The sequence below is a fragment of the Halobacillus sp. B29 genome (assembly GCF_052246755.1).
Lineage (GTDB): Bacteria > Bacillota > Bacilli > Bacillales > Halobacillaceae > Halobacillus > Halobacillus halophilus.
In genome coordinates, this window is sequence record NZ_JBQQCM010000017.1 from 41,906 (window position 1) to 53,804 (window position 11,899).

Here is an 11,899-nt window from a genome sequence, read left to right on the forward strand (position 1 = left end):
AAGTATTAAAGGCAGTTGATCTAGCGTGAAGACATTTAACGACTTTTACCAAAACTCAGTTCGATTATCCTTTGAGGATCATCCTTTCTCTAAATCTCCTAAACATGTATGGGTCATTTGCCGGTACAATAACCAATGGTTACTTACCCAGCACAAAGACAGAGGGTTTGAGTTTCCTGGCGGAAAGGTAGAGGAAGGGGAAACAGCAGAAGAGGCAGCTGTTCGTGAGGTGAAGGAAGAAACAGGAGGTCATGTTGAAGACTTACAATACGTAGGTCAGTATCACGTGGAGGGTAAAGGTGGCACAGTTATTAAAAATGTGTACTTTGCTGCGATAGGCCTCTTAGCTAAGCAGGAGCATTACTTTGAAACGCATGGTCCTGTTATTTTTCAACATCTTCCTAAAAATATGAAATCAAACGAACGTTTTAGTTTCATGATGAAAGATGAGGTTCTTCCTTTATGCTTACATAGAATTAAAGAACATCATGAAAAGAATTAAAAAAGACGTCCGGTAGTGATCCCGGACGTCTTTTTTTAATGTTTTCTGTGATAAGATGGACCTGCCTGCTTAATCTCTTCCGAAGCATATGAAAATTTCTTGAAATTTTCATGGAATTTATCTGCAAGTTCTTGTGCATTACGATCATATTCTTCAGGGTCATCCCATGTTTTTCGAGGAATCAATACTTCGTCGGGTACACCAGGGCAATGCATTGGAATGTTGAGTCCAAAGAAGGGATCAGTATAGGTCTCTACAGAATTTAATTCTCCTTCTAGAGCTGCATGAATCATAGAACGCGTATAAGATAGTTTCATTCGGGATCCTTTTCCGTATCGGCCACCTGTCCATCCCGTGTTAACTAAATAAACATCCGCATTAAACTGTTCAATCTTTTCTCCAAGCATTTCAGCATAGGTAGAAGGCGGCAAAGGTAGAAAAGGTGATCCGAAACAGGCTGAGAAGGTAGCTTGAGGTTCAGTGATTCCACGCTCTGTACCCGCAAGCTTACTCGTGTAACCACTCAGGAAATGATACATCGCCTGCTCTCTGGTTAATTTACTGATGGGAGGCAGTACACCTGTAGCATCCGCAGTAAGGAAGATGATGGCATGTGGATGCCCCGCAATACTAGGCTCTACAATGTTATCTATATGGTGGATCGGGTAAGCTGCTCTTGTATTTTCTGTCAGGCTTACGTCATCGTAGTCTGGGGTGTGTGATCCGCTGTCGAGAGCTACATTTTCGAGAACGGAACCGAAGTGAATCGCATTAAATATCTGGGGCTCTTTATCTTGAGATAAGTTGATACATTTTGCATAACAACCGCCCTCTATATTGAAGATGCCGTAATTAGACCATGCGTGTTCATCGTCCCCGATTAACTTTCGATGAGGATCAGCGGACAAGGTCGTCTTGCCTGTTCCGGATAAACCAAAAAACAGAGCTACGTCTCCCTCTTTTCCGATGTTTGCAGAACAATGCATAGGGAGCACGTCTTTTTGAGGCAATAAGTAATTCATAACTGAAAAAATAGATTTCTTTATTTCACCTGCATACTCCGTTCCGCCAATGAGTACTACGCGATGCTTAAAAGAAATCATAATAAAGGCTTCCGAATTGGTTCCATCCACTTCAGGGTCCGCTTTAAAAGTAGGTGCAGAGATCACCGTGAATTCTGCCTCATGATTTTTCTCTTCATCTTCGTCTGGTCTAATAAACATTTGGTGGGCGAACAAGTTATGCCATGCAAATTCATTAATTACCTGAATCGGAAGGCGGAACTTTTCGTCTGCCCCGGCGTATCCTTTAAAAACGAATAAATCATTGCGATTTTTCAAGTGATCCAGTACTTTATGATAAAGGTTTACAAAGACTTTGTCTTCAATAGGTTGATTTACTTTGCCCCAGTCGACCAATTGGTTAGACTGGTCGTCCTTGACAATGAATTTGTCGTTGGGAGACCTTCCCGTATAAGCACCGGTTGTGGCCTGGATGGCACCTTTATTTGTCAATGTTCCTTCATTGCGATCCAGGACCCTTTCCACTAGCTGAGGGACCGATAATTGATGGTGGACATGGTCTTGAGCTAATAAAAGATTCAATTCTGACATTTGATTAATGGCACTCATATGTGTCTACCCGCCTTTATAAGAAAATTTTATTCCAAGCTATGTGTTAATCTGAACATTAGTATAACACAATCGTTTTATTAATCCATACTAATAATGAAAATGCTTTCAATAATTTTTGTGATGGTAAGGTTAAATCTAAAAGTTGTTTTTTGCAAGCTGGATGATCTGGAAAAAGCACGAAATGTATTAGATATTCAACAATGTTGAGGACGGAGAGATCTTTCGTTTTTTTGTCCCCTAATCCACTCATTCCATAAATGGATCAGCAACGGGTGAATTCTGGGAACCGTTTAGCATAGATATTCATTTGAATACCGACGTGAACTTAATAATCATCCGTCCGCTTATTTTCAAGTTCGTTTAGAGATGATAAATTTCCTCCTTTAATATAGAAAATTTAAAGGAATGAGAATGTGAAAAGTTATATGAATTATACTATGTAGGAATAGGCAGAAGGTTTATTATTTTGCCAAAAACTCCTGGTGACCATTACAAGGGGAGACCAGCTATTGAGACGATGGAGAAAAGCCCGTAAATGGGCGTTCCTCATAGCATTAGTGCTTTAATTGACATTAAAGTACGTTTTCGATACGATATCTTAGAACGGAAACTCTCTTATCCAGAGTAGGTGGAGGGACAGGCCCTTTGAAGCCCAGCAACCGTCATGTGAAATATGACATGGTGCTAACCTGAAGCAAGGACGAATACTCCTTGGACGATAAGAGCGAAAGGAAGCAGCCCCCTTTCCTCGAATCAGGAAGGGTTTTTTCTATTTTTAAGGCAATATCTACACTAAGTGATATGCCGATTGCTATTCCAAATTGCTTGCACCTTAGGTTGTGACATCCATAAGAAAAGAACATAGATTGAGACTATGATAAAGTTTCTACACATACTGGTAAAGAGTTCCGTCTAATACTTTGTACTTACAGAAGGAGGAGTTTTTCAGAATGCCAGCCAATCGCCGGTTATTCACATCAGAATCTGTTACAGAAGGTCATCCGGACAAGATTTGTGACCAGATTTCTGATGCTATTTTAGATGAAATTTTAAAAAATGATCCAAATGCAAGAGTTGCATGTGAGACAACGGTAACAACGGGACTAGTACTTGTTTCAGGAGAAATCAGTACCAATACGTATGTTGATATTCCAGCCATTGTTCGTCAAACCATTAAAGAAATTGGATATACAAGAGCTAAATTTGGATTTGACGCTGATACATGTGCTGTATTGACAGCCATTGATGAGCAGTCTCCTGACATTGCCGGCGGCGTAGATGTTGCCTATGAATCCAGAGAAGGTCAAATGAGTGATGATGAAATAGAAGCTATAGGAGCTGGAGACCAGGGACTCATGTTTGGTTTTGCTAATAATGAAACCAAAGAATTGATGCCGTTACCGATTTCATTAGCTCATAAACTTTCCAAAAGGTTATCAGATGTACGTAATAACGGAACATTGGAATATCTTCGTCCTGATGGAAAAACACAAGTAACGATTGAATACGACGCTAATGATCAACCTGTTCGAGTGGATACGATTGTTATATCAACCCAGCATGCAGAAGAGATTACACTTGAACAAATAAAAAAAGATTTAAAAGAACAGGTTATTGATCCGGTTGTCCCTTCTCATCTTATTGATGACAGTACAAAATACTTCATTAACCCTACAGGCCGCTTCGTTATTGGAGGACCTCAAGGTGACGCCGGATTAACTGGCAGAAAAATCATTGTAGATACTTATGGCGGCTATGCGCGTCATGGGGGCGGAGCATTCAGTGGGAAAGATGCCACTAAGGTGGATCGTTCTGCTGCCTATGCGGCCAGATATGTAGCTAAAAATATTGTGGCAGCAGGTCTTGCTGATACAGTTGAAGTACAGTTAGCCTATGCTATTGGGGTAGCACAGCCAGTGTCCATTTCCATTAATACTTTTGACACAGGAAAGATAGCTGAAGAAGACCTCGTGGCAGCTGTAAGAGAATTGTTTGATCTCCGTCCCGCAGGCATCATTAAAATGCTCGATTTGCGCAGACCCATTTATAGGCAGACGGCTGCCTATGGTCACTTTGGCCGCACAGATGTAGAATTTCCTTGGGAGAGAACAGATAAGGCAGATGAGCTTAAAGAGCGTTTTAGTTAAAAAACTTCACGCATATCAAAAAGGGAACTTTCTCAAAGAGGAAGTTCCCTTTTCTATAAAAACTATAGATACGCTGATCATTAGATTGTTTAACCTTGGACTCCTTTATAATATTGCCCTTTCTCTACATAACTGGTTCGGATTCGATTCATTTCTTTGATATCATCTTCGGTCAAATCACGAACGACTTTAGCCGGCCTGCCGAAAGCAAGGGTGTTCGGAGGAATTACCTTACCCGGAGGTACAAGGCTGCCGGCGCCAATAAAAGCCTGTTCTCCTATTTCAGCTCCGTCAAGTATTAAGGATCCCATGCCTATTAAAGCATTTTTCTTAATGTGTGGAGAGTGAAGGGTAACCTGGTGTCCAACCGTAACGCCATCTTCAATCACCAATGGAAGACCAGGACTCTGATGAAGTAGACTAAGGTCCTGAATGTTCACATTGCTGCCAATATGTACGGATGATACATCTCCGCGAATGACTGTTTTAAACCAAATACTTGAGTATGCTCCGATCGTTACATCCCCAGTGATTACAGTATCTTCAGCAATATAAGCAGTTTCATCGATCCGAGGTTCTTTTCCTTTATATTCGCAAATCATACTAAACCCCCTTATAATATGGTTATATTAAGTATAGCAAAGTGATAGGAGCCGTGAAGAAGTGAAACGATTAAACTCCAATCAAAATTTAGCTACCATCATTATTGTGCATGGAGCATTTGAACACGCCGGACGTTATCATTCATTGGCTGAAAGCTTTCAAAAAGGTGGATTTAATGTCATTTATGGTGATCTGCCAGGCCAGGGACTATCGGAAGGAAAGAAAGGTCATATAAAGAATTTTGAAACCTACATAGAAACTGTGCGTCAATGGCTGCAAAAAGCAGATTCTTCTCGTCCTGTATTTTTACTGGGACATAGTATGGGCGGGACGGTTGTGATGCGGGTTATGCAGGAATTAAAACCGTCAGTGAATGGAGTGATTCTTTCGTCGCCTGCTGCAGGAATACTAAACGGAGCTAGCAAGTCTCTCGAAGCGGTCACTCATGTAATAAATAAGGTTTGGCCATCCGTATTGGTAAAAGCTCCTTTTAAACCAGAGTATGTAACCCGTAATCCAGAGGTTATTGCCAAAGATAAACAGGATTCTCTTATAATAGAGAAGGTATCTATTCGATGGTATAAGGAATTCCGAAAAGCGATTAAGAAGTCATTTTCAGAAGTTGAAGAGTTTCCGGATGTGCCTTTATTAGTCATGCAGGCAGGTGAGGATCATATGGTAGATCCTGAGAAAACAAGAGAATGGTTTCATAAAGTCGGATGTCAGGAGAAAACCTATAAAGAATGGCCGGGGTTCTATCATGAAATTTTTAATGAACCTGAGCAGGAAGACGTCTACAATTTTGCTCTGAATTTTATCCACTTTCAAGTGAAACAAGCTGATAAGGAGGAGTTGTAGTGACAGCCCAAGTACCACAAAATGCCGTTCATTTAATGTTTCGCGTTTATAAGGAAGTTTTTCCTGAAGTTCATAAGGAATTGAATTATTGGGTTGAGCGGGCTAAAAAGATTCCTAACAAAGAATTGAGAACCCAGGCGATAGCCAGTATTGAAGATAAGACCTTCCATTGTGAAGGAGGTTCTATTTACTCCATGCTTGCTGGTCCTCAATGGAAAGAGTCGATTCGCTTTATTGTGGCTTATCAGACGATTAGTGACTATCTTGATAATTTGTGTGACCGCAGTACTTCTATGGATCCAATCGATTTTCGCATGCTTCATCAATCCATGGCGGATGCTTTGACTCCGGAAAATGAAATCAAAGATTATTACCATTATCGTGATGATAAGGATGATGGGAATTATTTAAGGGACCTTGTACATACCTGCCAGAATGTACTCAAGGACTCATCAGATTATCCCATGGTTCAGAAACACACGTTAAAACTTGGATCATTATATACCGACTTGCAAGTACATAAACACGTGATAGAAGAGGAAAGAATACCACGTCTAAAAAGTTGGTTTAAAGATCATCAATCTGAGTGGCCGCATTTAGAGTGGTATGAGTTTTCAGCTTGCACCGGTTCTACTTTAGGAATCTTCTGTCTGGTATCTTATATGCTTAACGGCCGTATGGATGAATCGCTTGCAGCACAAGTGGAAAGAAGTTACTTTCCATTTATGCAGGGGCTTCATATACTGCTGGATTACTACATTGACCAGAGAGAAGACGAAGAAGAAGGAGATTTAAATTTTTGCTCTTATTACGCTCATGAAGAACAGATGAAGCATCGATTTGAGTATTTTGTCCGGCAAACTCATGAAGAAGTACAAGAACTTCCTGATACAGCGTTTCACCAAATGATTCATGAAGGCCTGGTCGGCATGTATCTGGCTGACCGTAAAGTCGGAAAGCTTGATAATGCGAAAAGCTTTGTTAAAGATCTGCTTAAAGTAAGTGGACGTAAAGCGAAGTTCTTTTACTATAATACAAAAATGTATCATAAATTAAAGCCTGGCCGTCCATTGTAGGAGCCAGGCTAAGTTTTTTCTATTGCTATAATAAAGGGTGGCGTATTTCTCTGATTAATGAAACTGTATTGCAGGACCTTGAATGACTTTTGATCCAATGACGCAACATACTCCATTAAAGCATCTTTTTCTTCTTTTCCTCCCGCATGACCATGATAAATTACTAGAACAATTATGCCGCCCTGTTGTAAGAAGGAAAGGAGCTGCTCTATGGAAGAAAGGGTCTCCTTCGGTGTGGTCACAACGGTTTTATCACTTCCTGGCAAATAGCCTAAGTTAAAAATGGCTCCTTTAATTTGTGATTGATGGACCTGAGAGATGTACTTAGCTAAATGTGCGTGAGAGTCCTGAACTAGAGTTACCCGCTCTTCTGCTTGATGTTTTTTTAACCGTTCCCTGGTTTTGATAATAGCTTGCTCTTGAATATCGAAGCTATAAACATATCCTTTTTCCCCTACTAGACTGGTGAGAAATAACGTGTCATGGCCGTTGCCACAAGTAGCGTCAATGGCTATGTCTCCGTCATTAATAACGTTTTCCATTAGAGAGTGGGCGTAGTTCAGAATTGGCTGCAATGTCATTGGTTCTAAAAGCTCCTTTACATTTGGTTAAGGCAAGGATTATTGTAGCATGAATGGCGTACGAGTTATAATTTCTTATTCATCTGACCATCAAATAGGCTATTTTGGCAAGAGTAATCAATAAAGGTGAGCTAATTGATGGGTTATACGTACATTTATTTCATGTATGTAAAGTTTCATTCTTTACATCACGTGGTACCTGTCTGGCTATCAACAGGGCTGGAGCAGAGCGGGGAGCTTAGTAGAGGTATAAAGAAAAAACTACATCTGTGAAGATGTAGTTTATGATAAATCCGAATTATTTAACTTTTGATTTACTGCTGCGATTCTGAAGCTTATTTACAGCTTTACGCGCATAACTCTTGGTTTTTTGTGGATTTCGCTTAGCATAATTCGCAGCTTTACGGACTAAATTCTTCATGGATACGACCTCCTTATAGGATTCCTTACTGTTTTGTTTACCTTATATCGTCTTACTATAAACATAGGCTTGATAAACTTGACAAAGAGTTTTGGTTTCATTAAGATACGATTATAAACTTAATGACGTGGAAGAGGAGTAGTAGTGAAAGATCAAGCTTTTAGAGAGGCAGCGGCTGGTGGAAGCTGTCCTTGATTATTACGAACTCGCCTTGGATGTCGCAGAAGTGAACATTAATGGTAGCTTTTTGCCGGTGAATCGCCGTTATCGATACACGAGTGAACGTTTAAAAGAACGTTAATTTGGGTGGTACCGCGGGAATCAAGCCTCTCGTCCCATATAGGGATGAGGGGCTTTTTGTATTTTGATAGGAACATGAGGAGGAAAAGAAATGGCTTTTGATCATAAGAAAATAGAAAAGAAGTGGCAGAAGTACTGGCTTGATCAAAAAACGTTCAAGACGGATAGCGAGTCAGAGAAGAAGAAATTTTATGCTTTGGATATGTTCCCGTACCCTTCTGGAGCAGGCTTGCACGTAGGGCATCCTGAAGGATATACAGCAACAGATATCCTTTCAAGAATGAAGCGGATGCAAGGGTATGAAGTATTGCACCCAATCGGTTGGGATGCTTTTGGACTTCCAGCTGAACAGTATGCTCTTGATACGGGTAATGACCCTGAAGAATTCACCGCTCAAAATATTCAGACCTTCCGCCGCCAAATTCAGGAGCTTGGTTTCTCCTATGACTGGGACCGGGAAGTAAACACGACTGATCCTGATTATTACAAGTGGACGCAATGGATCTTTTTGAAATTGTATGAAAAAGGATTAGCTTATATAGATGAAGTTGCTGTGAACTGGTGCCCTGCTTTAGGAACGGTACTCGCTAATGAAGAAGTAATTGACGGTAAAAGTGAGCGAGGGGATCATCCCGTTGAACGCAGACCGATGAAACAATGGATGTTGAAAATCACGGCATATGCTGACCGGCTGCTTGATGATCTGGAAGATCTAGATTGGCCTGAAAGTATTAAGGATATGCAGCGCAATTGGATTGGAAAATCAGAAGGCGCCGAAGTTACCTTCCATATCGAAGGAGATAAAGGGACGTTTGATGTATTTACGACCCGGCCGGATACATTATTCGGTGCTACTTATGCTGTGCTTGCTCCTGAACATCCACTCGTTGAAAAAATCGTTTCACCTGACCATCAGGATGCAGTTCAAACGTACGTAGAAAAAGCTTTGAATAAAAGTGATTTGGAGCGAACGGATTTAGCTAAAGACAAGTCCGGAGTATTCACTGGTTCCTATGCGATTAATCCTATTAATGGAGAGAAACTTCCAATCTGGGTAGCTGATTATGTTTTAATGAGCTACGGAAGCGGAGCGATAATGGCTGTTCCTGCCCACGATGAACGGGACTATGAGTTCGCTCAGAAATTTGATTTGCCAATTGTCCCGGTTGTTGAAGGCGGTAATGTGAATGAAGAAGCTTATACAGGTGATGGCAAACACATCAACTCAGATTTTCTAAATGGACTGGACAAGGATGAAGCCATAGATAAATCGATTGAATGGCTGGAAAATAACGGCCGAGGTAAAAAACAGACCACCTATCGGTTGCGTGACTGGTTGTTCAGCAGGCAGCGTTATTGGGGAGAACCTATTCCAATTATTCACTGGGAAGATGGTTCCGTTACTCCGGTTCCTGAGACGGAATTACCAGTAGAGCTTCCTAAAACGACAGAAATCAAACCGTCCGGTACCGGCGAGTCTCCACTTGCCAATATTAACGACTGGGTAAATGTAGTTGATCCGGACACAGGAATGAAGGGACGGCGTGAAACGAACACCATGCCGCAATGGGCCGGCAGTTGCTGGTATTACCTTAGGTATATTGATGCGAACAATGAACAAGAGCTGGGCGATTATGAAAAGCTTAAAAAATGGCTTCCTGTCGATGTATATATTGGCGGCGCTGAGCATGCGGTTCTTCATTTGTTATACGCTCGCTTCTGGCATAAAGTTCTCTACGACGCAGGTGTAGTACCAACTAAAGAACCTTTCCAAAAACTTTTCAATCAGGGGATGATCCTTGGTGAAAACAATGAAAAAATGAGCAAATCTAAAGGCAACGTAGTGAATCCAGATGATATTGTTCATACCCATGGAGCGGACACTTTAAGACTTTATGAAATGTTTATGGGACCATTAGACGCCTCCGTAGCATGGTCTACGAATGGTCTTGACGGTGCACGTCGTTTTCTTGATCGTGTGTTTAGGTTATTCGTTGTGGACGGTGAACTATCCGATTCAATTAAGCAGGACGTTTCTGAGGATAAGCTTGAAAAGGTGTATCACGAAACGGTTAAAAAAGTTACCGAAAATTTTGAAGCGCTTCGTTTCAATACCGGTATCTCTCAAATGATGGTATTCATTAACGAAGGTTATAAAGTAGAAGAACTTCCAAAATCATATGTAGAAGGATTCGTGAAGCTTCTTTCTCCGGTAGCGCCTCATCTGGCAGAGGAGTTATGGGAAAAGCTTGGACATCCAGAAACAATTACGTATCAGCAATGGCCAATATTCGATGAGGAAAAGCTTGTAGAAGATGAAGTCGAAATTGTCGTACAGGTAATGGGTAAAGTAAGGGCTAAAATGATGGTTAATCAAGAGGCTTCTGCAGAGGACTTAGAAAAGCAGGCGTTAGAAAATGAAAATGTCCAACAGTGGCTCGAAGGAAAAACCGTACGAAAAGTAATAGCCGTTCCTGGTAAACTTGTGAATATCGTAGCGAATTAATGAATACAAAAGCCGCCTCCAGACTATTTTGGGGGTGGCTTTTGTAGGTTTTAACTGTGGTCAATTCAATCTCTTGACTTTGAAGTTTTTTTTAATAGAATAAATCTTGTAAGCAGATTTGAAGGAGGAGAAGTTATGAGTCAAATTGAAGAAATTACACCTCAAGAAGTAGATACGATGATATCTCAAGATAAACCGATGACAATTATAGATGTAAGAGAGAATGAGGAAGTATCTCAAGGTATGGTTCCGTCAGCCAAGCATATTCCTCTGGGGAACATCCCTTATGAAATTGATCAATATTCGAAAGAGGAAGAGTATATACTTGTTTGCCGTTCAGGCAGTCGGAGCATGAACGCTGCTGAATTCATGAAAGAAAAAGGATTTCATCATGTGAAAAATATGCAAGGCGGCATGCTAAAGTGGACGGGAGAACTAGTTTTTTAATTAGAAAGGGTTAGAATCATGACTTTATTCTATATGACCATAGTTATTATAGCAGGCTTGTTCCTGTACAATGCTTATCAAAAAACAGCTTTAAAACCTTATAACCAATCCAATCTTTCGGGCGCTGATCTTTGTGTAATTGATATACGGGATTATATTTCAGCTTACCGCTCCCCTTATCCTGGAGCAGAAAATATCCCTCTGAGTTATTTATCCAGGACTATAAAAGAGAGGTTTGACTGCCCTGAGAAAATTCTGGTAGTATCAGATGATAAACGAGGTGCAAAACTAGCAGCGAAGATTATCCGGAAAAAAAGACAGCAATCCATTTATTATATAAAATCTTAAAAAAGTGCTCCTGCTGCATGCAATATTCTGTAGAGGAGTGCTTTTTAACATCTGCGGTTATGAGTTTTAACTTTTAAGTTAAGCCTTTCGATTAAGGAACTATAAAAAAATGAAGAGAAGCTGTTGACTTTTCTTTAGTAGCAATGTATAGTAGTTAACGTTGCTTATTTGAGAGCAACTTTACAAAAATAAAACAAAAACTTTATTCAACAAATTCTATTAAATGCATTGACAGTTTCTAACACATTATGCTAGAATTTGATTACTGTCGGTGAGGCAGTATTTGATCTTTGAAAACTGAACGAACCAACCAGTACGTCAAGATATTCTTTCTATAAAGAAGGAATTAAAACAAGCACATTCGGTGTGCAAAGAGCTAATCAATCTCAACTTTTATGGAGAGTTTGATCCTGGCTCAGGACGAACGCTGGCGGCGTGCCTAATACATGCAAGTCGAGCGCGGGAAGCAAGCGGAT

Annotated in this window: 11 protein-coding genes, 1 rRNA gene, 1 riboswitch and 1 other annotated feature; of the genes, 8 read left to right on the plus strand and 4 right to left on the minus strand. The window is 40.5% G+C overall.

Annotated features, from left to right (window positions below; translation table 11 throughout):
* Positions 1 to 25: 25 nt before the first annotated feature.
* Positions 26 to 502, plus strand: coding sequence for an RNA deprotection pyrophosphohydrolase (gene ytkD / locus ACTWP7_RS18325; protein ID WP_443124419.1), 477 nt, complete (start codon positions 26 to 28; stop codon positions 500 to 502).
* A gap of 35 nt (positions 503 to 537) precedes the next feature.
* On the opposite strand, the gene pckA is transcribed toward ytkD, so the two are convergent.
* Complete coding sequence (gene pckA, locus ACTWP7_RS18330; RefSeq protein WP_443124420.1) at positions 538 to 2,133, minus strand: phosphoenolpyruvate carboxykinase (ATP); 1,596 nt, start codon at positions 2,131 to 2,133, stop codon at positions 538 to 540.
* A 615-nt stretch (positions 2,134 to 2,748) separates the two neighbouring features.
* Positions 2,749 to 2,861, plus strand: a riboswitch (SAM riboswitch).
* Positions 2,862 to 3,086: 225 nt separating this feature from the next.
* On the opposite strand from pckA, the gene metK reads away from it, so the two are divergent.
* Positions 3,087 to 4,283, plus strand: coding sequence for a methionine adenosyltransferase (gene metK / locus ACTWP7_RS18335; RefSeq protein ID WP_443124421.1), 1,197 nt, complete (start codon positions 3,087 to 3,089; stop codon positions 4,281 to 4,283).
* Positions 4,284 to 4,372: 89 nt separating this feature from the next.
* Here the strand turns inward: metK and ACTWP7_RS18340 are convergent, their stop codons facing one another.
* The gene (locus ACTWP7_RS18340; protein WP_443124422.1) at positions 4,373 to 4,885 is read right to left on the minus strand and encodes a gamma carbonic anhydrase; all 513 of its coding nucleotides are present in this window, start codon (positions 4,883 to 4,885) and stop codon (positions 4,373 to 4,375) included.
* Between the two features lie 61 nt (positions 4,886 to 4,946).
* On the opposite strand from ACTWP7_RS18340, the gene ACTWP7_RS18345 reads away from it, so the two are divergent.
* Together ACTWP7_RS18345 and ACTWP7_RS18350 are read left to right on the plus strand one after the other, a co-directional pair.
* Positions 4,947 to 5,744, plus strand: a complete 798-nt coding sequence (locus tag ACTWP7_RS18345; protein ID WP_443124423.1) for a lysophospholipase — start codon at positions 4,947 to 4,949, stop codon at positions 5,742 to 5,744.
* Complete coding sequence (locus tag ACTWP7_RS18350; protein WP_443124424.1) at positions 5,744 to 6,820, plus strand: tetraprenyl-beta-curcumene synthase family protein; 1,077 nt, start codon at positions 5,744 to 5,746, stop codon at positions 6,818 to 6,820. Before ACTWP7_RS18345 ends, ACTWP7_RS18350 begins: the two co-directional genes overlap by 1 nt.
* An 8-nt stretch (positions 6,821 to 6,828) precedes the next feature.
* On the opposite strand, the gene ACTWP7_RS18355 is transcribed toward ACTWP7_RS18350, so the two are convergent.
* Both ACTWP7_RS18355 and ACTWP7_RS18360 read right to left on the minus strand, forming a co-directional pair.
* A complete protein-coding gene (locus tag ACTWP7_RS18355) occupies positions 6,829 to 7,401 on the minus strand; it encodes a tRNA (mnm(5)s(2)U34)-methyltransferase (protein ID WP_443124425.1) in 573 nt (190 codons plus the stop codon).
* Positions 7,402 to 7,699: 298 nt separating this feature from the next.
* Positions 7,700 to 7,822 (minus strand): hypothetical protein, encoded by a 123-nt coding sequence (locus ACTWP7_RS18360; protein ID WP_014644080.1) that lies wholly within the window; start codon positions 7,820 to 7,822, stop codon positions 7,700 to 7,702.
* A 119-nt stretch (positions 7,823 to 7,941) separates the two neighbouring features.
* Positions 7,942 to 8,163, plus strand: a binding site (T-box leader).
* 50 nt (positions 8,164 to 8,213) lie between these two features.
* On the opposite strand from ACTWP7_RS18360, the gene leuS reads away from it, so the two are divergent.
* From leuS to ACTWP7_RS18380, 4 genes are all read left to right on the plus strand, one after another.
* Positions 8,214 to 10,628 (plus strand): leucine--tRNA ligase, encoded by a 2,415-nt coding sequence (gene leuS, locus ACTWP7_RS18365; RefSeq protein WP_014644078.1) that lies wholly within the window; start codon positions 8,214 to 8,216, stop codon positions 10,626 to 10,628.
* 135 nt (positions 10,629 to 10,763) lie between these two features.
* Positions 10,764 to 11,075, plus strand: a complete 312-nt coding sequence (locus tag ACTWP7_RS18370; RefSeq protein WP_014644077.1) for a rhodanese-like domain-containing protein — start codon at positions 10,764 to 10,766, stop codon at positions 11,073 to 11,075.
* A gap of 18 nt (positions 11,076 to 11,093) precedes the next feature.
* On the plus strand, positions 11,094 to 11,423 hold the full coding sequence (locus tag ACTWP7_RS18375) for a rhodanese-like domain-containing protein (protein WP_014644076.1): 330 nt from the start codon (positions 11,094 to 11,096) through the stop codon (positions 11,421 to 11,423).
* A 392-nt stretch (positions 11,424 to 11,815) separates the two neighbouring features.
* Positions 11,816 to 11,899, plus strand: a 16S ribosomal RNA gene (locus ACTWP7_RS18380); the annotation flags it as partial.

Excerpts from the sequence above, each read along its gene's own strand:
- metK (WP_443124421.1), top strand. The coding sequence starts at position 3,087 with ATGCCAGCCAATCGCCGGTTATTCACATCAGAATCTGTTACAGAAGGT.
- ACTWP7_RS18370 (WP_014644077.1), top strand. The coding sequence starts at position 10,764 with ATGAGTCAAATTGAAGAAATTACACCTCAAGAAGTAGATACGATGATA.
- pckA (WP_443124420.1), bottom strand. The coding sequence starts at position 2,133 with ATGAGTGCCATTAATCAAATGTCAGAATTGAATCTTTTATTAGCTCAA.
- ACTWP7_RS18375 (WP_014644076.1), top strand. The coding sequence starts at position 11,094 with ATGACTTTATTCTATATGACCATAGTTATTATAGCAGGCTTGTTCCTG.
- ACTWP7_RS18340 (WP_443124422.1), bottom strand. The coding sequence starts at position 4,885 with ATGATTTGCGAATATAAAGGAAAAGAACCTCGGATCGATGAAACTGCT.
- ACTWP7_RS18360 (WP_014644080.1), bottom strand. The coding sequence starts at position 7,822 with ATGAAGAATTTAGTCCGTAAAGCTGCGAATTATGCTAAGCGAAATCCA.
- leuS (WP_014644078.1), top strand. The coding sequence starts at position 8,214 with ATGGCTTTTGATCATAAGAAAATAGAAAAGAAGTGGCAGAAGTACTGG.
- ACTWP7_RS18355 (WP_443124425.1), bottom strand. The coding sequence starts at position 7,401 with ATGACATTGCAGCCAATTCTGAACTACGCCCACTCTCTAATGGAAAAC.